The organism is Dechloromonas aromatica RCB, from assembly GCF_000012425.1.
On sequence record NC_007298.1, the window covers coordinates 2715131 to 2739921 of the forward strand.

Below are 24791 nucleotides of genomic sequence, written 5' to 3' on the forward strand. Positions count from 1 at the left end.
AGGTGAGCCTCCTCGCCACATTCAAGCAGTACCTGTTCCGTTGGCGTAGCGACGGTACGGCGCCCTTGCGCCTTGGCCAGAGGCGAATTTTCATTATTCCGTCACGCGGCGGCCTGCTCTTCGCCGCTGCACTGATCGTCATGCTGATCGGCGCCATCAACTACAACCTGGCACTCGGCCATGCCCTGGTTTTCATGCTCGCCGGACTGGGCATCGCCGGCATGATCCACACTTTTCGCAACCTGTACGGCCTGATCATCACGCCGGGCCGTTGCGAGTCCGTCTTTGCCGGAGAAACGGCACACTTTCCGCTCACCTTGGAGAACGAACGTTCGACACCTCGCCTGATGCTCGACCTCGAAGCCCAAGCCGGCAAGCCGGTCACGGCATCGGTCGCCAGTCAAAGCAGCGTGAAAATCAACATACCTCTGAACGCCACGCAACGAGGCTGGCTTGACCTGCCGCGTGCCCGCCTGTCCACACGCTACCCGCTAGGCCTATTTACCGCCTGGGCCTATCTGCAGCCAGCAATGCGCTGCCTGATCTATCCCCGACCAATAGCCAGCCCCCTGCCAGCCGCCATGCCCTCATCGACCAATGGCGAGCGCAACGGCGAGGGTGGCCAGGAGGACTTCGCCGGCTTTCGCGAGCGCCAGGCGGCCGATTCTCCGCGCCATGTCGCCTGGAAAGCCAGCGCAAAAAATACCGAAAGACCGCTGCTGATCAAACAGTTCGCCGGCGGAGCACAGGCCGAGCTGATGCTCGACTGGCAACAGACCGACCCGACACTGCCAAACGAAACCCGCATCGCAATCCTGACCGGTTGGCTAATTGCCGCCGACACCACTGGCCTGCAATATGGCCTGAACCTGCCGCACCTCAAGCTTCAACCAGGTTGCGGTGAGCAGCATTGCCGCCGCTGCCTCGAAACCCTTGCCCTCTTTCAGCCATGAGCACCCAAGCCAGCGAAGCGCTCGACCGCCGCGCCACACCATGGTTGTTCGCCACGGCACTGGTCACCACGGCACCGCACATGCTGCATCAACCACCGTGGCTCAGCGCTCTGGCCGGGATGCTGCTGCTCTGGGCCACCTGGCTATGGTGGCGGGACCAGCGCCTGCCGGGACGCTGGATACTCCTGCCGCTGGTCGGCGCCGGCTGCGCCGGAATCCTCATTGAATTCCACACCCTGTTCGGCCGTGACGCCGGTGTCGCCATGCTGGTCATCTTCACGACCATGAAGTTGCTCGAATTGAAATCGCGGCGCGATGCAATGGTGCTTGTCACGCTCGGTTATTTCCTGCTGCTGACCCACTACTTATACTCACAGAGCATTCCCACCGGTCTCTGGCTGCTGGCCTGCCTGTGGCTGGTCACCGCTACATTGATCCGCCTGCATGGCGGCCCGGCCAGCAACCTTCGCCACAGCTTGCGCTATGCAGCCCTGCTCTGCCTGCAGGCAGTTCCATTCATGTTGGCGCTGTACCTATTATTCCCCCGCATTTCAGGACCGCTCTGGGGGCTACCGTCAGATGCCCACGCCGGCATGACCGGACTATCGGACACTATGTCGCCCGGTAGCTTCTCCCAACTTGCTCAAAGCGCTGATATCGCCTTTCGCGTTCGCTTCGACGGACCACTCCCCCCCAAGCAGAAGCTCTACTGGCGCGGCCCGGTCATGGAAAACTTCGACGGCACAACCTGGCGTCGCCATGAAGGCAGCCAGCCGCCTGAACGGGTCGAAAGCCTGTCACTGCCAATCCCTTATGAAACCACGCTGGAAGCCCACAACCAGCGCTGGTTGCTGGCTCTTGAAGCACCAACCGGCCTGCCACCTGAAACCACACTGAACGGCACCCTGAGTGCAAGCAGCCGCGGCGCAATCACCGAACGACAACGTTTCAGGCTTTCCGCAACGCTGGATTACCGCTTCAACAGCACCGAAGACCCACGGATCATCCAGCGCAATCTTGCCTTACCCGAGGGACTCAACCCGAAAACCCGCGCCCTGGCCAAGCAATGGCAAGCCTCGGGCATTCCACAGCAAGCCATTATTGACAAGGCACTTGACCTGTTCGCCAGCGAATTCACCTACACCTTGCGACCGCCACTACTTGGTCGGAACGGCATCGACGAATTCCTTTTCCAAAGTCATCGTGGCTTCTGCGAACACTACGCAGCGGCCTTCATCATCCTGATGCGGTCCGCCGGCATACCGGCCCGTGTTGTTGGTGGTTATCAGGGCGGCGAATACAACCCGCTCGACGGCTATCTCGTCGTCCGTCAGTCCGACGCCCACGCCTGGGCAGAAGTCTGGATCAGCGGTCGAGGCTGGATTCGCGTTGATCCGACGGCTGCTGTTTCACCAAACCGTATTGAAACCGGCATCGCCGATGCCCTGCCCTTTGGCGAGCCCTTGCCTGCACTTGTCCAGTGGCGGGCCGAGTGGATACGCGGCCTGCGCTATCGCTGGGAGGCCATCAACAACACCTGGAATCAGAACGTTCTCGGCTATGACCCGCAGCGCCAGCGCGAGTTGCTTTCCCGCCTGGGTCTAGCCGATACCGATTGGCGCAGCCTCGTCACCCTATTGGGAATAATTTGCAGCCTGCTGGTCGCCGCCATAACGGCCTGGACGATCTATCAACGCCCGCCACAGGATCCTGCGTTACGACTCTGGCACAAGGCCCTGCGACAGCTTGCCCGAAGACAGGTAGACTGCGCGCCTTGGGAAACACCACTGGCATTGGCCCGACGCGTCAGCGAACAACACCCCGAACTGGCTGATGCCTTCCAGCGCGTGGCCGAGGCCTATCTGCAAGCACGCTACGGCCGCTCTGACAACAACCTGAAAACCCTGCGCGAAGCAATCGCGCAATTGCGATGATGAATCTGAAAAACACCCTGGCCACCTTATTCCTTGCCACACTGACCACCCTGGCCAATGCGGCGCCGAATGCCCCGACCTTTGCCGACGACCCGGCCACCATCGAATTTGCCCGCGATCTGGAGCAACGCCACGGCTTCAATGCCGACGAAATAATCAGCCAGTTCGCTCAGGCCCGCCCCAACGCCAAGGTACTACAGTTGATCAAGCCACCCACCTCGCCACTACAGCGCTCGTGGGAACGTTACCGGCCGCGGTTCCTGAATGATCGACGGATCGACGGCGGGGTCCGCTTCTGGCAGGAGAACAGCGGGCAACTGGCCAAAGCGCAGGCACTCTATGGTGTGCCGGCTGAGATCATCGTCGCCATCATCGGCGTCGAAACTGAATATGGGCGCAATATGGGCGGTTTCCGTGTCTTCGAAGCCTTGGCCACGCTGGCCTTCAACTACCCGCCACGGGCTGAGTTTTTCCGTACTGAACTGGAGCAATTCCTGCTATTAGCCAGGGAAAACAGTCTCGACCCACTCGCCGTCAAGGGATCCTTTGCCGGCGCCATCGGCATTCCCCAATTCATGCCGGGCAGCCAGCGTCGCTACGCCGTAGATTTTGATGGCGACCAGCGTATAGATCTCGGCAACAGCGTGGACGACGCTATCGGCAGCGTTGGGCACTTCCTTGAGCAACATGGCTGGCAGGCGGGCCAACCAATTGCCGTCCCGGCAATAACCACGGGCACTCCGGATGCCGCGCTGATCCAGGCAGGCGTTCGGCCAAGCCTGAAAGTGGCTGAACTGGCCGAGAAAGGGGTTCGTGCCGAAATCGATCCCGAGGTAAGCGCCGCATTGATCGACCTCGTTTCACCGGGGCGCGAAACGGAATACTGGCTGGGGTTTGATAACTTTTACGTGATCACCCGCTACAACCGCTCCAGCTTCTACGCCATGTCGGTTTTCCAGCTGGCAGAAGAAATCCGCAGCCGGATGTGCGCCAGCCAACCGGCTACAGCAACGAATCGCGAGAAATATTGCCGCGCTTGATGATCTTGCGCAGGCGATCCAGACCTTCCATCTGGATCTGCCGGACCCGTTCGCGGGTCAATCCGAGATCGCAGGCTATCACGTCCAGCGTCGCCAAATCGGCCCCGCTCAGGCCATAGCGGCGCTCGATCACTGAACGTTGCCGTTCGGTCAATTGCTCCAGCCAGTCATCAACCAGCGAACCGACCTCGCTCGACTGCAGCAAGGACTCCGGATCGCTCTCTCCATCGTCGGCGATAACCTCGGCCATCGTGTGATTGGGGTCGATTTCCAGTGGCGCATCGAGAGACGCAATATGCTCATTGAGCGACAGGATACGCCGTACATCGGCGACCGGCCGATCAATCAGGAGCGCAATGCGCTCGACCGTCGAATCCCGCTTGTCCGCCGATTCCAAGTGGCGCATAGCCCGCAGGACGACATTGATTTCCTTGACGATATGCACCGGCAAACGGATCGTCCGCGACTGGTTCATGATGCCGCGCTCGATATTCTGGCGTATCCACCAAGTCGCATAGGTCGAGAACCTGAAGCCACGCTCCGGATCGAATTTCTCCAAGGCATGGATCAATCCCAGATTTCCCTCCTCGATCAGGTCGAGCAGAGGAATCCCCCGATTCAGGTAATGTTTGGCGATATTTACAACCAGCCGCAGATTGTGTTCGATCATGCGCTGGCGTGCGCTAAAGTCACCTTCCCGGACAAGCCGGGAGGTGGCCAGTTCTTCAGCGGGAGTCAGGAGCGGCTTGGCGCCAATCTCACTCAGGTAAAGCTGGGTGACATCCTCAAGCAGTTCAATTTCCGGCAGAACGCGTTCAGGCTCAGGAGGCAGGACCGTTTCATCGGGCTGCCCCTCGAACTCTTCCTCCAGACCCTCGCCGGTATCGCTCATCGCTTCGGTAGATACTGTGCCGGATCAACCGGCTTACCCTGTTTGCGGATTTCGAAATGCAGCTTGACCGACTCCGCATCCGTGTTGCCCATTTCGGCAATCTTTTGCCCTCGGCTGACCTGTTGGCCTTCCTTGACGAGAATCTTGCGATTATGAGCATACGCAGAAAGGTAGGTCGCGTTGTGCTTGACGATGACCAACTCGCCAAAACCACGCAAGCCGCTGCCAGCGTAGACCACCTTGCCATCGCCCGCTGCAAGGACGGGATCGCCAGCCTTGCCAGCAAAATCCAGCCCCTTGTTGCCGGAGTCGCTGTACGGCGCGGACACCTTGGCCGAACTCGGCCATAACCAGGGCACATCATCCGGACCAGAAGCCACGGCTGGGGCCGCAGCCGGCACATCCGGTTTCGTTTCCGGCTTGGCCTCGACAGCTTTGGCCGGTTCGCCCGTCTTGTTCAAGCGAGCATAAGCCTCGTCGGAATACGGCTCCTTGCCAACACGCGGCTCACGTTTCAAGCCACTAGGCTGCGATACCGAAGTTCCGACGGGCTGATCCAGCGAACGCGCCTCAACGACAGCGCCGCTTGCAATTGGCTTGGTCGTCACGCCATCAACGGACTCTGAAGTCCCCGGCGGCTGTACGCGCAAAACCTGGCCTTCCTTGATCGCCGACGGATTGGCGATATTGTTCCAGGCAGCAATATCTCGATGGTCCTGGCCATTTTCCAGAGCAATCCGATACAGGGTATCGCCACGCTTGACCGTGTAATAGCCCGGCCCCGTTGGTTGAGCGACACTCGCGGCTCTGGATTGTGCCGTTCCCGAGCGGTCCACAGCCGGCACCGGCTGCTGAGACATGCAACCAGCCAGAAGCAGTGTAGAAAGAATTACAGCGGCGATTCGAATCATTGCGTTCCTGAAAGTAGCGGGACGAAACGTACGGCATCAAGCCGCGTTTCGACATATCCCTGAGGCGTATGTTCGATAAAGCTAAGATACTGTTCACCAGCCCCAACTGGCAAGACCAAACGCCCACCTGGCGCAAGCTGTTCGAGCAGTGCAGGAGGAACGTGGGAACCGGCAGCAGCGACTATGATACTGTCAAATGGCCCGGCTTCGGGCAAGCCAAGTTGTCCATCGGCATGTTTAAGGCGAACATTGAACTGCTGCAAGATCCGCATGTTGGCTTTGGCCTTTTCCAGCAATGGACCAAGCCGCTCAACGGCATAGACATCCTTGGTCAATTGCGCCAGAACGGCAGCTTGATAACCACAACCTGCACCGACCTCCAGGGTTTTACCCAAAGAACTTCGCCCGTTGAGCAAGAGTTCGATCATCCGAGCCACGACAAAAGGCTGGGAAATAGTCTGCCCCATGCCAAGCGGTAGCGCAGTGTCTTCATAAGCCCGCGAAGCCAAAGCCTCTTCAACGAAGACATGCCGAGGAACAGCCGCCATTGCCTTGAGAACCGCCTCGTTGCGAATCCCCTTCTCGCGCAGGCGCTCAATCATGCGCGCCCGCGTCCGCTGCGAAGTCATGCCAATACCGTGCAACACGCCTTGACTCACTTCATCCACTGATCGATATGGGATAGCTGCGCCGAATGCGTCAGATCAATCTGCAAGGGCGTAATCGAAACAAAGCCTCGTTCGACCGCATTAAAGTCAGTCCCCGGCCCCGCATCCGCCGCCGCACCTGCAGCACCAACCCAGTAAACGGTCTCATTGCGAGGCGACTGCATTTTGACAACTGGTTCCGCCTTATGCCGACGACCAAGACGAGTCACCTCTGTGCCCTTTAGGTCGGAATAGGAAATATCGGGAACATTTACATTCAGCAAAACCGGCTCGCTAATTGGATTGCGAATAAAACGCTCAACCAATTCACGCGCCACCCGAGCAGCCGAGGCAAAGTTATTTCCCTCAAAACTAGTCATGGAAATAGCGATGGAGGGAATCCCCAGCAAATACCCTTCCGTTGCTGCTGCAACGGTTCCGGAATAAATCGTATCGTCGCCCATATTGGCACCCAGATTAATTCCGGACACAATAATATCCGGCAATTTGTCGAGCATGCCAGTCACAGCCAGATGGACACAGTCAGTCGGCGTGCCATTCACGAAATAAAAACCAGTGGCCGCTTTTTTTAGCAACAGCGGCCGATCCAGTGTCAGCGAATTACTGGCACCACTGCGATTCTGCTCAGGGGCAACCACGACGACCTCGCCGAGACCATCCAGAGCTTCAGCCAGTGCGGCAAGACCCGGTGCGAAATAGCCGTCATCATTACTGAGCAGAATACGCATGGATCAGACCAACAAACTTTCCAAGGTGGCACCATTTGCCACCCAGGCTTCAACCCATTTTGGCTTGCGGCCACGACCGGTCCATTCCAATTCAGGATTCTGTGGATGACGATATTTAACCTTGACCTTATTCCCGGTCGCAGCCTTTACCTTGGCTTCCTTGCCCAGCAATTCCTCGATGGCATAACCGCGGGTTTTTGCGAAGGCACGTAATTCATTCAGGACATTAACTTTTTCCTGAGCTTCACGGCGCTTAATCTCGGCCGGAATCTGTTGCTGCAAGTCACGTAACTGAGACACAGTCAAAGTGGACAAATCCATGATTACCTCCTTATTTAAATGCGTGGCAATAATTTAATTTGTCTTATTATATTTATCAACGCCACAAATTAAAAAACCGGCAAAAGCCGGTTATTTAATTTGGTCGGGGCGGCGGGATTCGAACTCGCGACCCCTTGCACCCCATGAGGGTAAAAGCGCATCCCAGAGCATCCAACGACATCCCAGAAACCATCTCAACACATTGTTTTGTATGTAGAAAAATACCTTTACCATTCCAGCATCGTCCCATACAATCCAACCACATCCGGCAAAGTTGTGGGGGGAAATGTGGGGGGAATTTTACCCCACTAACCTCCCCCAGACAAGGAGGCAAGCATGGGTAAGCTGACCGTCAAGGAACTTGAGGCACTTGGCAACAAGGACCAGGGCAAGAAACTTCGCGAAGATGGTGGCCTGATTGGGTCGGTACGCTGCGGTGCCAACGGGGCGTCGGTTTACTTCGATTGGCGCTACCGCTTCGACGGCAAGGTGAAGCAAATTGCTGTCGGTGCTTGGCCCAAGCTATCTCTCGCATCGATCCGCTCCGAACGAGACCGACTGAAAGTAGAGGTTGACGGTGGATCCGATCCAACAGAACGCCGCAAAGCGGAACGACTCAAGGTCAAAGTCGACCAGTTGGAAGAAATAGAAAAACAACAGAAGCGGCTTGACGAAATTGTCGCCCAGCAGACGAGGCTCACCGTCCGAGGGCTATTTGAGCACTGGGCCGAGGTCGATCTCATACGTCGCAAAGACGGAGGGAAAGAAGTCCGGCGCATGTTCGAAAAGGATGTGCTACCGAAGTTGGGCACCCTCCTCGTCACGGATGTCAAGAAAGGTCACATCACACTGGTCACTGATCCTCTGTTAGCAAGAGGCGTGAACCGAATGGCCAAACTTGTATTTTCTTTAGTACGGCAGATGTTCCGGTTTGCCGTCGATCGAGACTACATCGAAGCCGATCCAACCGCCAGCATTCGAAAGGTCAAGATCGGCGGTCCGGACACTGAACGTGAGCGCGTTCTGAGCCGAGCCGAAATTCAAACGCTGCGCCACCAACTGCCCAGCGCAAGACTGATGCCGCAAACAGAGGCGGCGGTTTGGATCGTCCTTGCAACGCTCTGCCGAATCGGGGAGCTATCGAGCGCGAAATGGTCTGACATTGACCTTGACAACAGACGCTGGCGTATCCCCGAAACCAAGAATGGCAAACCTCACGAAATCTACTTGTCGGACTTCGCCGTGGAGCACTTCCGTAAAGTAAAAGTACTTAGTAATCCTGATATTGCATGGGTTTACCCAGGCCGAGATTGCAAGAAGGCACTCTCCAGCAAGTCGATAACCAAACAGCTAGGGGATAGGCAACGCAGTAGCGAGCCGATGAAACGGCGTAGCAAATCTACCTCTGCCTTGGCACTACCAGGTGGCAAATGGGGACCCCATGACTTGAGGAGAACTGGCGCCACAATGATGACGCAGCTACATGTGCTACCCGATGTCGTTGAGCATTGCCTGAACCATATCGAAGAGAATCGGACGAAGCGTGTTTACCAACGGCATACATACGAGCACGAAATGCAGGCTGCCTGGAAGGCCCTTGGTAAGAATTTGACACGTCTGGCGGGACTCCATATGAACAACACAGCAGACTCCGCCGCCAAGAACATACCGCCCCCCAAGAAATCACCCGAGGCTCGCAAAAATGCCGCCTCAGGGACCGGCGCACCACGGCAGCTCCGTACACCGGCGCTGAAAAACACACCCACGGCACAGACGAACTGAGCGCGAACATCGGGGGGCTGCTCTTCCTATCAGAATCGACTCCCTCCGTTGGATCAAGGCTCCCACCTCGACAACATCGAGCAATCCGACTCGGTGAACAACACGGCGACCCGATGGTCGTTGCACGATCACATAGGCATGCAAGGCCACCTGCCCTCCTGTCTCCGCCATAACAGCCACCCGCTGCGCGGAGAGTTCAATTACGTCCGATGGGGACACGCGGTCACGCTGCCGATTTTTCAGCTCAACAAGGATAATGATCCCGGCCGGATCACGGTATCCACGGTCGACCTTCGCCGTCAGGGTTATTAGGCCAGGGGCACGGAATAGTTTTTCTGCGTAGACAAGCGTCGACCGTCGCAACTCCCGCGGTAACCAAGTTTGATCCCCTTGGCGCTCCAGACGACAAAGTACCCAGATGAGCAAGAGGATCAAGACGGCACCAGCGATCATCAACTCAATCATCGCCCTCCCCTCCACCTCTCCAACCCTGCCGCCATCCAGATAGCAGGGCGAAGCAGCGCACGCATCGCCCGAATCAGCCACGGATGCCCCGCGAGTATCCGGCACACGGCCGGTGCCGCACGGTAGTAGGCTAGGATCACACCTCGGCCAAGCATCGAGCGACGCAGTACCCGATCGCGAAACAAGCGCAGTGCCGAGACCTCACGCCCCTCGCCATAGACGAGGGTGGCGATAAAGCACGGCCCCTTGCGGATAGGCTGCACCTGTCCTTCCCGAAAGAAACACCGGTGCTCTCGGCCCCCTCGAGCCATGTCCTTTCGCTGTTGGGCGGAGCGCCGCTGACCATAACGATACTCGAATAGCACCAGACGCTCACAGACACCCATCTGGGCAAGCTTCGATGCGCTGACACGCTCGCGCCGGCCGGAGCGTGGCCGGCGATTGGCTCTCACCGCCCCCCCCTGCCGGGTCCGCATCGCGTGCCAGCGGCAATACTCCCGGTCGATCAAGTAGTCAATTCGTGTCGTGGCGCGCCGTCGCTTCGCCTCGGGGATTCGGTGCGTCACCAGCCAGTAAAGCAGCACGAAGCACAGCAAGGCTGGCAGGGCCATCCACCCCAAGGCGATCGTGAAGTATCCGGCGGTCGCCAAGATCACCAGCAGGTCACCTTCGCCAGGCCACCGCCGTATTCCTTCGCGAACGAAGTTCGCCCCCTCGCCCGTCGTGCGGTCGACAAGAACCAACACGCGGCCAGGTCGCGTGCTTGCGACCACCACGCTCACCTCGTCCTCAAGCTTCATCGAACAAAGCAGCTGATCCAAAGCGAGATCGGCCACTTGCCACTCGTCCTGCCTAACTAGCAGCCGATACCCGCTGCGCGCATGATCGCGCACTATGTCGTCCACCCAGCCGTGGATAACCCGAAAGTCTTTCTGATCCATGGATATCCTCCTGATCCGCACTGCTGGATCAACGATCGGTGATTGGTTCGCCGAATACCTCAGAGGCGAACGGCATGGCGATCGCTGGCACCGTCGGCAACTCGGCGGCGGTGCTGTTCGCAGTTGACACCTGGACCAGGCGCGGCACCATGCCGCCCCCAGCAAGGCTCAATTGACCAATTACCCCTTCGCGCGCCAGCAAGCGCAACCGGTTGATCCGCTTCGTCCCCTTCTTGAAGCGGATCAGGTCATCGTACAGTTGCGTGTCGTCAGCCCGGTCCAACTCGAACAACAAGCGGATCGTCTCGTGCTCCAGCGTTTTCTTCTCGTTCATCACGCACCTCCATGGGTCGCAGTGGCTGTACCGCTGAAGAGTTTGTCCACGTGATTCATGCCGGCAATCTGGAAGCCCCGGACGTTGGCGTGTAGCGGGTCCTTCACTTCGAGGATGCGATGCTTGGGAAACGCCTCTTTCACCGCCTTCTTGAAGAGATAGGCGCCACCGCCCACCAGAATGATGTTCTGGAAGCTGTAACTCGCATCGATCCAGCGCATCATCGAGGCCACGGCCTGCTGGGCGATCGAATGCGCCATGGGCATGGCCCGCGAGATGTCGTAGGGCTTCTGGTAAATCACCGGGTTCTTTCCGGTACGCAAGGCCAGATCGATGGCCTCGATATCGTTGTAAGGAGTACCGATGTCATGCCCGATCTCAGCCGCAATAGCCTGCAGGATGTCGAAGACTCCTCGGTTTACTGAATGGCTCTTGTTCTGCACCAAGCGCATACCTCTAGCCACCAACCAGTCGAAAGTGCGCGAACCCGGATCGAGAATCAGGCTTTGTTCCCGCTCGATGGTGGTCGTCTTCCCGTGCTGTTCGACAAAGTCGACCAATGCCCCTTGGGGCTGGGCAATGGCCAGCGCCTTGCGAACCACCACGTTTTTGCCATTGCCGATATCGTGCGTCCCGGTCACGGCTTTCTCGAGGGCCGTCTTCTTGGTCGTGAGCGCTGCCACCGGCAGCCCCACGACCAGCAGATCGATCTCAGGCTGCTTCATCAAGGCCAACGCCCCCCTCAGTAGCGCCGTGTACTCCGGCGTCTCGGTGTAGCGATCATGCATCTGGGTTGCGCGGAACGTGTCCGCAGCCAGTTCTACCTCTGGGCCGACCTCGTAGAAGAGACCATTGACCGGGATCGCGACCGTCTTGCGCCGCTCGTAGCCGGGCTGCCCCGAGGGCTCGCGCATGCTTGGGTAAGCGACTGAGGGGAAGTTGGTACAGCGAATATCGCTGCCGACCACGTTACTAACGTATTTGGTGTTGCCGAAACCGACATCCACCGCTCTGACGATATAGTCCATGTGAGGCTCCTCTATAGATTTGCGAGCGGCCAGCATCGGCATCCCGATACGGTCCGTCCACGCGAAACCCGCTCTGCTTACCCCGGCTATCGCAATCAGCCTCGACCATATTCGAAGTCCAGTCGACCTGAGTTGCGATGAAAGTCAAGTTCCTGCGCCGGGTGCCCAAGCGCCTTCCGCGTCGCACTACGCTCTCACTGGATCGGGGTACGTCAAGGCCACATTTCCAGCGGCTATCCCAGGGAAAACTGCGGCAAGAAGTCGAAACGCTCACGGTGGTAACCAGAGGCCGAGTTAGCGCCCGTCAAGCCCTTATTTGGCCTCGCTCCGGTCTTCGCCTGAAAAATAAACGCACCCTGTGTTTCGGTTTCAAGTGCCATCCGCAAGCCCCTGCATCTGGGGGCCGTTACCTGGTTCCCCCATTGACCTACTCTCGCTCAAGGTGTGAACTACAGGCTCCCGAGGCCTCCTGGCCTGCTCCATCGCGGAGCAAAAGGCGTTGCGGTCGTTACCCGCCTCTTCAGCCCCGACCTTGAGTCGGGTTGGCACGGTCCCTGAGACCCTGCCCGAAGCTGTTCCAAACGTAGTGCAACGCTAGACCTTGCCGGCAGTTCCCTGTCGAATGCTCCTTGAGGGCGTGTCTTGCGTTCGGTTCAAACGGCCGGCACCCGATGCCACGCCCCTGTTCCCCGTCATCGTTCGAGCACGCGCATTGCGCAGCACACGTCGTGTAAGCCTTCTTGGGCTCCGCGTGTGAAGCCGCTCGTACGCCTGTACTGCCCTGGACTTTCGGTCAGGGGCGGACCCATGCAGATGGATGACGCTACGAATCGAGGACTGATCCCCCTGTAGCGCAAGGCCAGACCTTCGCGCCGATGTTGTCCCCACCTTCGAGGCGAGGCTGCATCACCAATCCCGTCGAACGCAGAAATGCGGAAGCGGACGGATCACCGTTTCATTTTTAAGACTGACCGAGCCGGAGGCCGTGCATAAGGCGCGACACCGGCAATCCCTGGGTAGGTGTGGCGTGCTCGTGGTCGCACACCGTGCCGAAGCACTCGACCACGTTTTGCGGACGCGACGGAATCTGCGCCCGCAACGAACCGATGGATTCCACCCAATACATCTGCTGTGGGTTGACGGGACAGCGCACGGCTCGCTTCGGAGATTTGCCATGTCTACTTTTAACGCTTCCCATTCCCGCCGCCGGGCTCAAGGTTCCATTGGCTCGGGCCGTGCTGCCCAACACCAACCAGCACGCCGTCAGGAGTGGGCTTCACTCACGCCCACCGAGATTCTGAGCCGCTACCGGCCGGGCAAGGCCGATCCGCTACAGGTGCTCGATGTCCTGCTGGAACTGTTCAACACGCAGCACACCGCGCTCGACAAGACGGTCTCGCACAAGACACGACAGGAACGGGCCGACTTCCTGCGCCGTTTCTTCCGAGACCTCAAGGTGAAGGCCAATTTCGCCACCGTACCCGATCCCCGTAATCTCGGTGACCGGCACATCCGGGCCATCGTCGCCGTCTGGCGCGAAGAGAGACTCGCTCCGGCGACAATCCAGACTTATCTGAGCTTCCTACGTGGACTGGCGCTGTGGCTGAGAAAACCTGGCTTCATCCGGTCGCCGGCCTACTACGGCCTCTCGCCCAATGAATATCAGCGCGACGAAAACGCTCAGCGCGACAAGAGCTGGACGGCGGCAAGCATCGATATCGACGCCGTGGTTGAACAGGTCATTGCGTTCGACCGCTACGTCGGCGCTTCATTGGGATTGATCCGGACGTTCGGCCTGCGCCGCAAGGAATCAGTGATGATCCGCCCGCATCTGTGCGTGGTGCCTTTCGAAGCCACAGGCCTGCCACCCGGGGAAAGGCAGGCCGACAACTACGTGCGAATCAAGGAAGGCGCGAAGGGTGGAAGGCGGCGCTTTGTGCCACTGGATTCAGAGCAACGCATCGCAGCTTTAGAATTCGCCCAGGCAGTCGTTCCGGGAGAGGAGGCGCATCTGGGCGATCCTCGCCACAGTCTTAAGCACAACCTGCGGCGCTTCGACTATGTGATGGCGAAGTTCGGCATCACGGCGGACGGCCTGGGTGCCACGGCGCACGGGCTGCGCCATGAAGCGATGATCGACCACTACACGACCAAGGCTGGCGGGACGCCACCGGTCCGAGGCGGCGGTGATGTGCCTCCCGAGGAGGACGCGGCGGCAAGACTCTCGGCCGCCCGGCTGGCCGGACACAATCGCGCTAGGGCGGCAGGCGCTTATTTAGGTGGGCTACTGCCACGACAAGCGGCGTTGAAGGACCAGGCAAAAGACAGCCTGCCCTGCACATCCGATGCGGAAAAATCACCCGGAGGGCATTGAACTGGGGCCATGCGGCCCGTTCAAAACGAAACGGGGAACTGGGAAACTTCCCCGCCCCCGCTTTTCCTGCCTTTGGAGTTCCTTCAGCTTTCCATGCGGCGCCGCAATCCCTCCCGGTAGAGGATTCCCCCGATGCGACAAAGCAGCGCCTCATCGTCCTCGGCAAGTTCCAGGGTATCCATCCAGATGGCCAACTGGACGACGGCATCGTCGATGGCTTCGGCGCTGCCGCTAATGTCCAGCAATTCAGCATGCGCTTCAAACTGCTTGATGATGGGATGGTCAATCACAGATCACCTCTCGCTTGCTTAATTCAGGCCCAACTGCCCCAAGGCACATCCATCGTTTGAGTTCAGGGGCCGGCGGAGGGCGCAGCCCGGAGCGAACCGGCAAGCGCAGCTTGCCGGCGGTCCCCTGGAACGAGGGGTTGGTGGGCAGACAGGAGACGAAGCCCCTGGGGTGTGTTGATGTGCGCGACCAAACGCGCCGATTCACCAGACGGCGCCGACAGCACGGATACCGGAGCATCAAGCTCCAGCGATGAAAGCAACCGAGAGACACGGTCGGGGTTTGGGTGCATGATCTCAAGTTTGACAAGAGAGAGCCCCTTATCTTCAAGCTTGGCGGCGGGATGAACATCGGTGTGCCACTCGATTAGCGCCGGCGCAATACCGTCCAGCGGAACTGAACCGTCAGCGGGAATGGTAATGAACCAGTTGAGCGCACCACGACTCATGGGCTCGACATTTCCAAGTGGTTCGGAGGAGGCGGCAACAGTGGCACGGATATCTGAAGTGCGAACCACCCACGTGGAGAGGGACGGCGGCGACTGAGAGCCGATGCTATCAAGGGCAAACCAGCGAGGCCGCGAAGCCGCAGGGACCGCAGGATTTGGCGCGATAACCTCAAGGAACGTGGAGTCGCCGAGGCGCAGCAACAGGTTGTGGGTTGCCATGCGCGGGTGCTCGCCGCCGACCTGCGGGAAAACACCAAGGGTCTCAAGAACGAAGGCAGCGCCTGCGTCAAGGGAGAAGGCGGTAACGGTGATGTGATCGAGGAAACAGCGCGCCACCCTAAGCCCCCCAACATTGGAATGGGTTGAAGGTCTCAATACCTATCGCCTTGTAATCGGCAGTATTTCTGGTCACCACGGTAAGGCCATGAACCAACGCGGTCGCTGCAATCATGGCATCCTCGTACAACGTATCCGATTTGCGGTGCATGAGCTTTGCCCAGCACCGGAAAGCTGCCGCATCCATCGGCAGGATATTGTAGGCCGATGCGACCTGCGCCAGCCAAGCCTCGATTTCCGATGCTTTTGCCGCGTCTTGCTCACGGGTCAGTTCGATACCCGCCTGAATTTCACCCAAGGTAACGGCAGAGAGAAACAAGTGCGCATCGTCGACCGATTCCAGCCACGCCACGACGGCCCCATGTGGCTTCGGCTTGCGCAGTTCCGAGACGACATTGGTATCGAGAAGAAACACCGCTCACCCGATCTCGGCAACGCTGCGACGCCTGGCTCGTCCCCGTGGCGGTATTCCGATTTCGCCGCGAGGCTGAACGGACAGCAAAAGCGCTTTCAAACTAGGCCGCGCCGCCGCTTGCAGGCGCTTCCATTCCTGAACCGGTACGAGCACCGCAGCTTCCGTCCCGCGTTTGGTCACCATTTGCGGCCCTTCCGACAAACAAGCTGCCAGAAACTCACTGAATCTCGCTTTTGCATCCTGAACTGGCCATGTATTCATGACGACCTCCAAATAAACTAGTCACCTGACTAGTTTATAACCAATTCCTCACCCCGTCCATTCATCGTTGAATGCCTGACCCTTTGCACTCAGACCGCTTCTTCCTCGTCCTGACGCTCGTCCGCCATGACACACCCGAAGCGTGCCCAGGTCTTCGGATCGACCTCGATGGGGCCGGTCCGTTTCGAGTCGAGATTGACCACCACGCCATGCTGGTCGAGCCGCCCCTTGGAGAAGAGTTCATAGAGCAACTGCGCCGCGAAGCGCACCGCCACATCGTTGATGAACAGCCCTTGGGAAACCAGCGATACACGAACCGAGCACGATGGCCGGTTGTCATCCGGAACCGAGGCGTCCAACAGTTCGGGGAACAGTTCGGTGACACAGGGTAGGCGCAGGTTTACCTCGCCCTTTGCCCGGCGCGGCCCCTGCCCCAACACCACCTGAGCGCTCGCCTCGGTGTTGCCGAGGTCTAGCCAATAGCGATAGCGCCCGCCGCCATCGAATACAGCCTCATGCAGAATCCGCCGCGCCGAGCGGCTGTCCACGCAACTCACCAGAATGTCGGCGCTCAGCGGCGAATAGCGGTTCGTCTCGAAGGCTTCGTAGCGCGTCGGATGGGCGATCCAGTCGAGCCCGTAGAACTGATTCAGGCGGTGGATGGTTACGATGGCCTTGTGCCTACCGATGTCGGCGGGGCTGTAGAGTTGCCGGCCCACATTGGCCTCGCTCACCCGGTCGGCGTCGAAAGCGGTGACGTGCAGGCCGTAGGGATGGCCGAACGCCTTCATGGCGATGTCGAGGCGAGCGAGGCAGGCCGCCATCTGGGCACCGTTGCCGCCGACGCCGACCAGATGGATACTGACGCGACGGTCGAGCAATGCGGGATCGATCAGGTGTTCCACGGTCCGAACCTCCTTCCTTGGTAGAAATTCAGTATCCGGCGCAGCAGGCCGGACTCAAGGTCAGGCGCCACGTCACACGCCGTGTCGGTGTCGGCCTGCCACGGATGGGGCAATGGGCGGAACCTGCCGTTGACCACCAGCCGAAACAGGGCTTGCGGCTTGGGCTGGTGCAGACAGCCGAACACGCCGGCCACCTTGATGCCCTGATCGTCGCCATCGTCCTTGGCCGACCAGAACGCGCTGCCGTAGCCATGGGTATGCAGGTCCACGGCCAGCGTTTCGTCGGCATCCATCGTCGGCACCCGGTAATCGATCTGGTGAGGCGATACCTCGATGGGTTCGCACAGCGCGAGCCGCAGACTTTGGTTGCGCCGGGAGTAGATCAGCGCTCCCGCCACTTCGTTGGGCAGGCCCCGGCGAGCGGCTTCGATGAAGGCCTCGATCACCCGGATGGGCAATACGCCGAAAGTGAAAGCAAGCCGCTCCTCGATGCCGCCGTAGGGCAGCGTGATCGGCAGCGCGGGCGAGAGCCGCTGGATGCAGTCCAGCCAGTCGAGCTTGACCTGCACGAAGACACCGTTGGCGGCGAGGATGATGCGCTGGCCGTTCGCCATGTCGGGCAACGGGCCGAAGCGCGGTGCGGCAATGACGGGGCAGACCGCTTGCAAGGCGAGGTCGCGCACATCCATCATGCCTCCTCCGTGAGGCCGAGTAGCCCGCCCAGCGTGGTTTTGACATCGACCAGCACTCGCTCGGGAAAGCGCTGGAATCGCCCGTCGAGCATGTCCCGCCAGAAGGTGTAAGCGCCACCGCGATAGCGAATCAGCTTGCCGGGGCCGTTGGGGTGGGTGAAATAGCTGCGCAGGAAGGCATCGTTCCACGCGGCGATCTTCTCGACCGTGGTGCCCTCGGGCACCGGCGCGTTGCCGTGGCAGATGTTGCCCTGCACGTTGACGTTGAAGTACGGCACTTGGAACAAGGCCGTGGCCGGGGTCGGGCGCCCTGCCCCCTTCACCGCCCAGACCCGCCAGACACGACTGGATGCTGCAAAGACTAGTCCCGGATGTGGCACGCTCTCCCCGCGTTCCTGCCCGCCGAAGGCCTCTGCCTGTTCCGCGTCGACGCGAAAGGCGATGTGGCGGCGGGCCGGCGGCATCCACCAGACGATCAGGTCGCCATCCATGTAGAGCACCGTCTCCGGCAGGAAACCACCGTGGGCGGCGCGCTTGAGCAGCGCCTTGGCGAGGTCCATCGCCGCACGCGGTGTCATTGCCTGCCCGGCACCGATAACGGGTTCGCCATCGACCTCTTCAATGTCATGCACGGTGGCCAGCGCACTGCCCTGCTGGCCGTCGTAGATCAGGACCGCCCGACGCAGATGCACGGTGCCGGCACTCGGGGCCTGTATGAAAAACTCGGCTTGGTTCATGGTCGTTACCTCCACGATCAGTTTCCTGCCGAAAGGTGATGAATCAAGCGGTCGATCAGCCGAATGGCCGCGAAGCGGCTGGCCATCGCCTGCTGCCACGCACCGAAGGCAGCGGGGTCGTCCAACGGCACTTGGACCTCGCCCATGTGCTCGCAGTATTCGCCTTGATGGGCGAGTTCGAGAAGATCGTCGTAGATACGGGTGGTCACGTCCCCGTCGCGCCATGACAGCACCGCGCCGAAACCAACGAACTCACCCTCCATGTCGGGACGGAAGCTGTCGTCGATTTCCAAGGTAGCCAGCGCCAGCGCATCCTCGGCAGTGGCCTTGGCGCCCGGATCGGACAGACGGTTGGTCGCCCGGCGCAGGAAGCGGGCGCACTGCGCCAGTTCCAGCCCACGCGGCCAGCGCCGTGTCCATGCGGGAAAAGACGCCTCCAGCATGGACTTGGTGACCATCTCGGCCCGCATCGCCTCGCGTTCTTCTTCGTCCTCACCGCAGTTCATATCGAGGGCGGCTTCCTCATCATCCTCGCCGCACCAGTAGAGATAGGTCGCCACGTCACAGGCGATGTCGGGCGTAAACAGCGGATAGACGAAAGCACTCTGGCGGCACAACACATGCAGAACGACCGTGCCCAAGCCGTGCAGGCGGGCGCTCAAGGCTTCCAGCCCCGCCCCCACCGGCCATTCCTGCTCGTGGTATTCGCACCACGATGCTTCCACCGCATTGAAGTCGAAGTCCTTGGGCGGCTGGCTGCCGTAGTAGCGGTAGGACTCGCCATCGCGGGACACCATATGCAGTGCAAAGCGCGGCGTGAGGCAATGCAGCGCGCCGATCTGGCATTTGAGCCAGCCATCGAGCGCCTGCCGGCAGGCGTCGAGAGAGTCGCTCCAGGTCACCGGAATGTCGGCCTCGTCGAAGGCCTCGGCCTCGATCAGGAAGCGCGATACCATGGCGTTGGCCGCCAAGAGCGGCCCCGGCGCGATGCTGCGCGGCACCTGCGGGCCGATGCGCGGCAAAACGAGAGCCATCATGGCAGCGGTGCCAGCATGTCGCTGGGCGGCAGGATGCGGGCCGTCTGGCGTTCGTTCCCATCGCGCCGGGTGCGCAAAACGAAGGCGCCCCAAGCGCTACCGCGCTCCTGCGTGCCGCGCCGGGTCAGGGCTTGGGCGAGCTTGCCGGTGGCGTCCGTGCGGCCCTCAATCTCGACCGCGACAGCGGCCTTGAGGGCGGCAAGCCGTTCGCCTTCGCCACCGGTCCGGCCCTTGGTCCCGACCGCTTTGCGGAAGGTGTATTCCTGCACCCCATTCACGACATCTCCCGCCTCGATTTCGGCGCTGATGAGTTCGGGGTATTGGGCGCTGTAGAGGTCGCGGACCTCCTTTGGCTCCATGCCCGGAACATCGGGCAACTGCACACCGTTGTAGCGGAAGACCCGCCGGATTTCATTGACTGCAATCGTCATGGTTTGGCTCCTGTCGTCTGGCGCCTCCCACCGGGAGGCCCTTGCGATCAGTCTCTCGCCGCCCTGCCCGTTTTCAAGGCCGGACCTCAGCCGAACAGATCGTAAGAAGCACTGTCGGCAGTAGTTGCAGCGCTCGGTTGCGGTGCGCGGCCAGCGGCCCCGGCGTCGTCATCGCCCAAGTCATCGGCGGTGTCGGTCTGCGCCTTGACCGGGGCCTTCGGCGCGGCGGCTTGGGGGGCAGGCTTGACCGCCTTGGTCATTGCCTCGCCCGCCTTCTTAGCCGATGCCGCCTTGGCCGCTTGCAGCACTTCCTGTGTCGCTTCGGCCTGTTCGACAAGGCTCTGGCGAACCTCGCGGTAGCCCTTCAACACCCCGACGAACTCCGCATCGAATTCGTCCGGCGTGGCCGTCAGGCTCAATGCCTTGGTCAGGGCCGGCTCGTCCACGTCCATCTTGGGCTTCGGGACCACGTTGATCGTCATCCGCCCGCTCTTCTCGTCGGCGCTGATGACCATCGTCAGCGCAGCGCTGGTCGCCAATTCGTAAAGCTCTTTGAACATCGTCATGTCACGCTCCTTCAAAAAAGAAATGCCTTCGAGACCATGCTACGAAGGCATTGGGGGTTTGCCAGTGGCTGAGCCGCTCAGGCAGCAAGGGCTTCTTCGGCAGACTCGACCGCTGAAACCGCGAGGTCGTCGTTTGCCTGAACGATGGACGCTGCTGAAACGGCGCGGCGCGGGTACTGCATGACGACGGGCAAGGTACCCTCGTAGGCGAATCCCGGCACGGCCAGTAGCGATTTGATGAAATCGCCCTTCTTCTTCGCCCGAGCCAGCTTGAAAGCCGCCCCCATCTTCGCTTTCAGGCCGACCTCGCTGGCCAGGGATTCCAACTCGCTGATGGTGAACAGTTCGAGGAACTCTGTGCTCCATTTGAAGTGGCGCCCCTCGTCGACCTCGATATAGTTGAGCAAGGCTTCCAGATCGTGCAAACCGACGCCGAAGGCCGCCGAGGCGGTGACCGCCAACATCAACTGCTCCAGATGCTGCGGGTCGATGGCCTCGGCCTCGGGCAGCATGGTGGCGAAGTCGAGGCGCTCGACTACCCACGGCCCGGCGATCCGCTGGGCGACCTGTCCGAACTCGGCGGTGCGGACATCGCCGGTATGGCCGGCGCGGGCCAGCGCGATCATCACGCGCCGGTTGCGCTCAGGTTGTGCCATCAGTTCTCTCGCCGCCCATTTGCGCCATTGGGCAACGCGGTAGTCCTTCACCCGTTGCGGGGTCTGGTTCGAAGGCGGCGCAACAGTGGCAGCAGGATGCACCGCGCCGGATGGCTTGCGCTTGGCCGGCGTCTTGCCGGTTCCTGAAGGGGCTTCTTGCCCGCTCTCGCGTTGCGCCTTACGCCAAGCCGCCACTTTCGCCGTGTGGCAGGCCGCGTAGAAGCATTGCGCGTGGGTCACGTCGCCGTAGCTGCCAGGCAGCGCCGACACCGCGCAACCGAACGAGGCGCAGCCTTGGCAGGCGGTGTACTGCGCAGCGCCGACACCCAATTCGCCGTCCACCGCGACCGGCAGATAGGCGCTGCCATCGGTCGCCTTCACGATGTGGACCAGTGGATACTGGTCGCGCAGGCCTTGGGCCTTGGCCTCGACGGCTAGCAGGGTCAGTTCGTCATAGTGGGTGGGGTGCTGGCAGTAGCCTTCGCCGAGGGATTCATCGAACAGCCCCGCCTGCCGGGCGGAATTGTGCGGGCAGGCCGAACATGGGGCAGTGTCGAAGATGGCGGCCGACAACTGGCGGGCGAAGCGGCCCAACTGCTCTTTCAGCACGCCCACCGGTACCTTGTGCGCAAGGACGCCGGTCAGCACCGCATCCTGCTTGTCGGGTGGGACGCCAGCCAGCAGTTCGGCGTGGCCGAGTTGAATCTGGCGGCAGGTGAGCGCAGAGAGCACGGCTGGCGTGCAGGTCAGCAGCGCCAGTCGACGTTCCAGCAGTTCGGGCTTCCAGCCCAGGCTCGCCGCCGCCTCTTCCTTGTCGCCCTTGTGGCGCAGCAACTGGCGCTTGGCGGCATGCGCTTCCTCGGCATGGGACATGGGGGCGCGGTGGTGGTTCTCGATGACGGCGATGGCCTCGGCCTCCTCGTCGTTAAGGGCTTCGATCACCACCGGCATGTCGTAGTCGTCGCCGAAGACGTTCTTCGCGGCCCGCCAGCGGCGCTCGCCGGCCACGATTTCGAACAGATCGGTGCCGGGGATGGGACGGACGATGATGGGCTGGACGACGCGACCGGCGGCGCGTAGGCCAGCTTCGAGGTCGGCCATTTCGATGGGATCGAAGTATTCGCGGGGGTTCTTGCCCTGAACAATGAGGCGCAGCGGCAAAGTGGGCGTGGCGGGTGTTTCCATGAGGGTCTCCTGCGGTGGGATACCTTCATGCTCTCGCGGGATGGGCGGCCTTCAAGGGCATGCCCGGACCGAAAAACGCCCCCCGCCCCCTCGGGGCACCCGTCAAGTATTGGCTAGCTTGCCTGCGCCCTTGGTCAGTTCCATCATTTCTTCCACCGCCTGCGTGCCCCACTGCAGGCAGTGGGCCAGCGAGTTTTCATCGTGGTGCACGGCGTTCAATTCGCACTGCTTGCCGCTCTCAATCCGATTCCACGCCTGCTGTGCCTTGTCGAGCAGGTGACGGACCTCGATCAGCGCCATGCGCTCCTCCAAGGTAATCCGATCGCGCAGGTTTTTTTCCAGAGGCATATCAGGCGCTCGTCGAGTGGGTGCGGCCAACAAAGCGTTTCAGGCGCCCCATCAACTGCTGGCGATGATCGGGAAACCGCGTGAGGTTCGGGTCGGTGGCATCCTGCTTCCACCAGAGGTTCGCGTAGTCGGAGACGACGCCGTTGTAGCCACACTGCGGCCCATCCTCATCGAACTCGGCGCACAGGCACCGGATCGCTTCGCGGTAGCTCAAGCGGGTGATGGACACCAGCACGGTCGGGTTCCACACCACCCAGACATTGCCGCCGAAGTTGCGCACCGCATCCATGCCTGACTCGGAAAAAAACTCGTCCCACACATCCCGGCTTGTGGCCTTGCTGTCCAGTTGATCCGTCCAGCGGGCATTCGGCGCCAGTCGCACCTCCAGTACGCAACCGCCCGTCTCATACATCCCGAATTCGTAGGCGATGGAAAGTGACTCGCTCAGGCAGATGCCAGTGCCGGTGTAACTGCGGGAGCGCGAACGCCGGAAGCCTTCGCGCAAGATGGTGCGGGCGGCAGTATCGCGGGTGCCGTGGTAGAGCGGGCCGATCAAACGAGTCGCAGAGGTATCCATGCCCCCAGCGTCTCATCCGATCGTTTATTTACAAGACCCAGTCTGAATCAGAACAACTCATCGGATATGGAAAAAATCAGAAACGATAGGCTTTCCCGGCGTACGTGACAGGAGGACCGCATCAATCGGAAAATCACGGAGCCCGATTAGTAGTAGCGGGAAGATCGCATAAGTCCATCGAAGGTTTCGCTATGCCGCTGGTAAAGGCCTTTCGTCAACGCGACGTTCTGGGCAGGCTTCCGCCCAATGGCCGCGCATGTTGCCACGATGTCCCGGTAGACATTCTCGGGAATTGTTTGTGTCCCGGTATAGTTCATGAAGTAGTCAGGCATCTGTGTACTGACCCTGCTCCCTCGCGGGACCATGATGACGCTCGGCTGGCTTCCATGGGCAGCAAAAGTCAGGTACTGCCAACTTGGGTCCGGTACGCCTCGATCCGGCACGGCGTCGATGGAAAGCGCCAAGTCTCCGCCGTGTGTCAAGGCAAGGTAGGCTTCTCGTGCGTGCTTTCCCATCTCGGCAATCAGAATGCACGGCTTGCTTGGCTCGTAATATTCATGCTTGGCTTGGAAACCCAGGATATCCAGCAAGCGGTCGAATTTTTCCGGCGGCAGAGCCTGCTGCCCGGCGATCATCCAACTGATCTCCTTGACGGTGACCTCGATCGAATCGGCGATTGCCTTTTTGCCACCTGGCCAGCATTGGATCATGCTGCTGACCTCCTTGCTTGCCGTGCTATCGAAATACTCCGTAGGCTCCTTAGCAGGGATATCCCCGCTGATCGGATCGGCCATCGCATCATCCGCATCGCCTGAGAAGAGCCAGTTTCTCAGTTTTGGATCGTTCGATGCGTCCCGGTAGCGCGGGAGGTTTGCCGGGACGTTCATTTGCCAAGCAGAGAGCCAATCCCCCGGTATCCAGTCCATGTTGTCGGGTACGTCGACCTTTGGCTCAACGAACGGAAGTACTTTCCACTGATTGGCGAGTTCGCGCTGGGCGACCTTGCTGAAATGCTGGCAACGAAAACGGAAAGCCTTGTCTGCGGTTTGGTGGAGTTCATCTAGCGATTTCGGCAAGTAGAACTGAAGTTGCCTGGCGTCCTTCTGTGCGTTTCGCAGTACCGCAGCATGAGACTTATCGTTTGACGCGGCGACATCGATCGCGATGCCCGCGCCCTGAAGCACCTCGATAAAGCCCTGGTCGGCGGCCGCGCAGTTGCGGCTGATTCGCAAACGCTCGGGCTTACCTCGCAGTTCCGGCAGGCAATCCCAGAACTCGGTCAGAACATCGATGATCGGGCGCGGGGCGTCGAGGCGCACAAATCGGACGGCAATATCCGGCAATCCTGGTAAGGAAACGCCGTACATAATCAACGGCGAGAATCCTACTTTTTCGGCCTCGGCCAGCGGTAAACCATCGGCGGTAAAAATTACGCCACGAGATGGATGCAAAAAGACGTGGCGCGCAGTGGCTAGCGTGAAATTGTGCTCCCTGACGATCGCCATCGTTGCTCCCGATTTCCCTGTTGGATTGTCTTG

General features: G+C 60.3%; 28 protein-coding genes. 6 read left to right on the plus strand and 22 right to left on the minus strand.

Features of this window, described 5'->3' with window-relative positions; translation table 11 throughout:
• Positions 1-2 precede the first annotated feature (2 nt).
• Genes DARO_RS12930 through mltB form a run of 3 tightly spaced genes read left to right on the plus strand, consistent with a single transcriptional unit; the run spans position 3 to position 3927 of the window.
• Positions 3-953 (plus strand): DUF58 domain-containing protein, encoded by a 951-nt coding sequence (locus DARO_RS12930; RefSeq protein WP_011288250.1) that lies wholly within the window; start codon positions 3-5, stop codon positions 951-953.
• Complete coding sequence (locus DARO_RS12935) at positions 950-2887, plus strand: transglutaminase TgpA family protein (RefSeq protein ID WP_011288251.1); 1938 nt, start codon at positions 950-952, stop codon at positions 2885-2887. The genes DARO_RS12930 and DARO_RS12935 overlap by 4 nt, the downstream gene beginning before the upstream one ends.
• Positions 2887-3927, plus strand: coding sequence for a lytic murein transglycosylase B (gene mltB, locus DARO_RS12940; RefSeq protein ID WP_157037314.1), 1041 nt, complete (start codon positions 2887-2889; stop codon positions 3925-3927). The genes DARO_RS12935 and mltB overlap by 1 nt, the downstream gene beginning before the upstream one ends.
• On the opposite strand, the gene rpoS is transcribed toward mltB, so the two are convergent.
• The 5 genes from rpoS to DARO_RS12965 are packed head-to-tail and all read right to left on the minus strand — an operon-like array spanning position 3890 to position 7447.
• The gene (rpoS, locus tag DARO_RS12945; RefSeq protein ID WP_011288253.1) at positions 3890-4819 is read right to left on the minus strand and encodes an RNA polymerase sigma factor RpoS; all 930 of its coding nucleotides are present in this window, start codon (positions 4817-4819) and stop codon (positions 3890-3892) included. The two genes, mltB and rpoS, sit on opposite strands and share 38 nt — an antisense overlap.
• The gene (locus DARO_RS12950; protein ID WP_497462973.1) at positions 4816-5679 is read right to left on the minus strand and encodes a peptidoglycan DD-metalloendopeptidase family protein; all 864 of its coding nucleotides are present in this window, start codon (positions 5677-5679) and stop codon (positions 4816-4818) included. The genes rpoS and DARO_RS12950 overlap by 4 nt, the downstream gene beginning before the upstream one ends.
• A 47-nt stretch (positions 5680-5726) precedes the next feature.
• Positions 5727-6359 (minus strand): protein-L-isoaspartate(D-aspartate) O-methyltransferase, encoded by a 633-nt coding sequence (locus DARO_RS12955; RefSeq protein WP_041224389.1) that lies wholly within the window; start codon positions 6357-6359, stop codon positions 5727-5729.
• Between the two features lie 26 nt (positions 6360-6385).
• Positions 6386-7126, minus strand: coding sequence for a 5'/3'-nucleotidase SurE (gene surE / locus DARO_RS12960; RefSeq protein ID WP_011288256.1), 741 nt, complete (start codon positions 7124-7126; stop codon positions 6386-6388).
• A gap of 3 nt (positions 7127-7129) precedes the next feature.
• On the minus strand, positions 7130-7447 hold the full coding sequence (locus tag DARO_RS12965) for an H-NS histone family protein (RefSeq protein ID WP_011288257.1): 318 nt from the start codon (positions 7445-7447) through the stop codon (positions 7130-7132).
• A 336-nt stretch (positions 7448-7783) separates the two neighbouring features.
• Here DARO_RS12965 and DARO_RS12970 point away from each other — a divergent pair, with 336 nt between their 5' ends.
• Positions 7784-9229, plus strand: a complete 1446-nt coding sequence (locus DARO_RS12970; RefSeq protein ID WP_011288258.1) for a site-specific integrase — start codon at positions 7784-7786, stop codon at positions 9227-9229.
• Between the two features lie 48 nt (positions 9230-9277).
• Positions 9278-9541, plus strand: coding sequence for a hypothetical protein (locus DARO_RS22880; protein WP_157037211.1), 264 nt, complete (start codon positions 9278-9280; stop codon positions 9539-9541).
• 149 nt (positions 9542-9690) lie between these two features.
• Here DARO_RS22880 and DARO_RS21785 read toward each other — a convergent pair whose 3' ends face one another.
• The 3 genes from DARO_RS21785 to DARO_RS12985 are packed head-to-tail and all read right to left on the minus strand — an operon-like array spanning position 9691 to position 11997.
• A complete protein-coding gene (locus DARO_RS21785) occupies positions 9691-10635 on the minus strand; it encodes a CFI-box-CTERM domain-containing protein (RefSeq protein ID WP_049758691.1) in 945 nt (314 codons plus the stop codon).
• A 28-nt stretch (positions 10636-10663) separates the two neighbouring features.
• Positions 10664-10969: a hypothetical protein gene (locus DARO_RS12980; RefSeq protein ID WP_011288261.1), complete on the minus strand. Its 306-nt coding sequence runs from the start codon at positions 10967-10969 to the stop codon at positions 10664-10666.
• Complete coding sequence (locus DARO_RS12985) at positions 10969-11997, minus strand: PRTRC system protein D (protein ID WP_041224390.1); 1029 nt, start codon at positions 11995-11997, stop codon at positions 10969-10971. The genes DARO_RS12980 and DARO_RS12985 overlap by 1 nt, the downstream gene beginning before the upstream one ends.
• Before the next feature lie 1174 nt (positions 11998-13171).
• Here DARO_RS12985 and DARO_RS12990 point away from each other — a divergent pair.
• On the plus strand, positions 13172-14371 hold the full coding sequence (locus DARO_RS12990; protein ID WP_011288263.1) for an integrase domain-containing protein: 1200 nt from the start codon (positions 13172-13174) through the stop codon (positions 14369-14371).
• Between the two features lie 83 nt (positions 14372-14454).
• Here DARO_RS12990 and DARO_RS12995 read toward each other — a convergent pair whose 3' ends face one another.
• The 14 genes from DARO_RS12995 to DARO_RS13060 form a co-directional block, all read right to left on the minus strand.
• A complete protein-coding gene (locus tag DARO_RS12995) occupies positions 14455-14661 on the minus strand; it encodes a hypothetical protein (RefSeq protein ID WP_011288264.1) in 207 nt (68 codons plus the stop codon).
• A gap of 62 nt (positions 14662-14723) precedes the next feature.
• A complete protein-coding gene (locus tag DARO_RS13000; protein ID WP_011288265.1) occupies positions 14724-15443 on the minus strand; it encodes a VOC family protein in 720 nt (239 codons plus the stop codon).
• Between the two features lies 1 nt (position 15444).
• Positions 15445-15858 (minus strand): type II toxin-antitoxin system VapC family toxin, encoded by a 414-nt coding sequence (locus DARO_RS13005; protein WP_011288266.1) that lies wholly within the window; start codon positions 15856-15858, stop codon positions 15445-15447.
• A 3-nt stretch (positions 15859-15861) separates the two neighbouring features.
• Positions 15862-16119, minus strand: coding sequence for a type II toxin-antitoxin system Phd/YefM family antitoxin (locus DARO_RS13010; protein ID WP_011288267.1), 258 nt, complete (start codon positions 16117-16119; stop codon positions 15862-15864).
• A gap of 89 nt (positions 16120-16208) precedes the next feature.
• Positions 16209-17024 (minus strand): PRTRC system ThiF family protein, encoded by an 816-nt coding sequence (locus tag DARO_RS13015; protein ID WP_011288268.1) that lies wholly within the window; start codon positions 17022-17024, stop codon positions 16209-16211.
• Positions 17012-17716, minus strand: coding sequence for a PRTRC system protein A (locus DARO_RS13020; RefSeq protein WP_011288269.1), 705 nt, complete (start codon positions 17714-17716; stop codon positions 17012-17014). The genes DARO_RS13015 and DARO_RS13020 overlap by 13 nt, the downstream gene beginning before the upstream one ends.
• Positions 17713-18453: a PRTRC system protein B gene (locus DARO_RS13025; RefSeq protein WP_011288270.1), complete on the minus strand. Its 741-nt coding sequence runs from the start codon at positions 18451-18453 to the stop codon at positions 17713-17715. The genes DARO_RS13020 and DARO_RS13025 overlap by 4 nt, the downstream gene beginning before the upstream one ends.
• 17 nt (positions 18454-18470) lie before the next feature.
• Positions 18471-19490, minus strand: a complete 1020-nt coding sequence (locus DARO_RS13030; RefSeq protein ID WP_011288271.1) for a PRTRC system protein F — start codon at positions 19488-19490, stop codon at positions 18471-18473.
• Positions 19487-19921, minus strand: a complete 435-nt coding sequence (locus DARO_RS13035; protein WP_011288272.1) for a PRTRC system protein C — start codon at positions 19919-19921, stop codon at positions 19487-19489. The genes DARO_RS13030 and DARO_RS13035 overlap by 4 nt, the downstream gene beginning before the upstream one ends.
• 86 nt (positions 19922-20007) lie before the next feature.
• On the minus strand, positions 20008-20487 hold the full coding sequence (locus DARO_RS13040) for a PRTRC system protein E (protein ID WP_011288273.1): 480 nt from the start codon (positions 20485-20487) through the stop codon (positions 20008-20010).
• 77 nt (positions 20488-20564) lie between these two features.
• The gene (locus DARO_RS13045) at positions 20565-22328 is read right to left on the minus strand and encodes a PRTRC system ParB family protein (RefSeq protein ID WP_011288274.1); all 1764 of its coding nucleotides are present in this window, start codon (positions 22326-22328) and stop codon (positions 20565-20567) included.
• A 102-nt stretch (positions 22329-22430) separates the two neighbouring features.
• Positions 22431-22676, minus strand: coding sequence for a hypothetical protein (locus DARO_RS13050; RefSeq protein ID WP_011288275.1), 246 nt, complete (start codon positions 22674-22676; stop codon positions 22431-22433).
• Position 22677: 1 nt separating this feature from the next.
• Positions 22678-23253, minus strand: a complete 576-nt coding sequence (locus DARO_RS13055) for a hypothetical protein (protein ID WP_011288276.1) — start codon at positions 23251-23253, stop codon at positions 22678-22680.
• Between the two features lie 146 nt (positions 23254-23399).
• Complete coding sequence (locus DARO_RS13060; RefSeq protein ID WP_011288277.1) at positions 23400-24758, minus strand: hypothetical protein; 1359 nt, start codon at positions 24756-24758, stop codon at positions 23400-23402.
• Between the last annotated feature and the right edge of the window lie 33 nt (positions 24759-24791).

Bases quoted from the DNA above. Each gene is read 5' to 3' on its own strand.
- surE (WP_011288256.1), bottom strand. From the start codon at position 7,126: ATGCGTATTCTGCTCAGTAATGATGACGGCTATTTCGCACCGGGTCTT.
- DARO_RS12980 (WP_011288261.1), bottom strand. From the start codon at position 10,969: ATGAACGAGAAGAAAACGCTGGAGCACGAGACGATCCGCTTGTTGTTC.
- DARO_RS13035 (WP_011288272.1), bottom strand. From the start codon at position 19,921: ATGACGATTGCAGTCAATGAAATCCGGCGGGTCTTCCGCTACAACGGT.
- DARO_RS21785 (WP_049758691.1), bottom strand. From the start codon at position 10,635: ATGGATCAGAAAGACTTTCGGGTTATCCACGGCTGGGTGGACGACATA.
- DARO_RS12935 (WP_011288251.1), top strand. From the start codon at position 950: ATGAGCACCCAAGCCAGCGAAGCGCTCGACCGCCGCGCCACACCATGG.
- DARO_RS12970 (WP_011288258.1), top strand. From the start codon at position 7,784: ATGGGTAAGCTGACCGTCAAGGAACTTGAGGCACTTGGCAACAAGGAC.
- DARO_RS13050 (WP_011288275.1), bottom strand. From the start codon at position 22,676: ATGCCTCTGGAAAAAAACCTGCGCGATCGGATTACCTTGGAGGAGCGC.
- DARO_RS13055 (WP_011288276.1), bottom strand. From the start codon at position 23,253: ATGGATACCTCTGCGACTCGTTTGATCGGCCCGCTCTACCACGGCACC.
- DARO_RS12965 (WP_011288257.1), bottom strand. From the start codon at position 7,447: ATGGATTTGTCCACTTTGACTGTGTCTCAGTTACGTGACTTGCAGCAA.
- DARO_RS13040 (WP_011288273.1), bottom strand. From the start codon at position 20,487: ATGACGATGTTCAAAGAGCTTTACGAATTGGCGACCAGCGCTGCGCTG.
- DARO_RS12955 (WP_041224389.1), bottom strand. From the start codon at position 6,359: ATGACTTCGCAGCGGACGCGGGCGCGCATGATTGAGCGCCTGCGCGAG.
- DARO_RS13025 (WP_011288270.1), bottom strand. From the start codon at position 18,453: ATGAACCAAGCCGAGTTTTTCATACAGGCCCCGAGTGCCGGCACCGTG.
- mltB (WP_157037314.1), top strand. From the start codon at position 2,887: ATGAATCTGAAAAACACCCTGGCCACCTTATTCCTTGCCACACTGACC.
- DARO_RS12950 (WP_497462973.1), bottom strand. From the start codon at position 5,679: ATGTCTCAGCAGCCGGTGCCGGCTGTGGACCGCTCGGGAACGGCACAA.
- rpoS (WP_011288253.1), bottom strand. From the start codon at position 4,819: ATGAGCGATACCGGCGAGGGTCTGGAGGAAGAGTTCGAGGGGCAGCCC.
- DARO_RS12985 (WP_041224390.1), bottom strand. From the start codon at position 11,997: ATGGACTATATCGTCAGAGCGGTGGATGTCGGTTTCGGCAACACCAAA.
- DARO_RS13020 (WP_011288269.1), bottom strand. From the start codon at position 17,716: ATGATGGATGTGCGCGACCTCGCCTTGCAAGCGGTCTGCCCCGTCATT.
- DARO_RS13060 (WP_011288277.1), bottom strand. From the start codon at position 24,758: ATGGCGATCGTCAGGGAGCACAATTTCACGCTAGCCACTGCGCGCCAC.
- DARO_RS13045 (WP_011288274.1), bottom strand. From the start codon at position 22,328: ATGGAAACACCCGCCACGCCCACTTTGCCGCTGCGCCTCATTGTTCAG.
- DARO_RS12990 (WP_011288263.1), top strand. From the start codon at position 13,172: ATGTCTACTTTTAACGCTTCCCATTCCCGCCGCCGGGCTCAAGGTTCC.
- DARO_RS13030 (WP_011288271.1), bottom strand. From the start codon at position 19,490: ATGATGGCTCTCGTTTTGCCGCGCATCGGCCCGCAGGTGCCGCGCAGC.
- DARO_RS13010 (WP_011288267.1), bottom strand. From the start codon at position 16,119: ATGAATACATGGCCAGTTCAGGATGCAAAAGCGAGATTCAGTGAGTTT.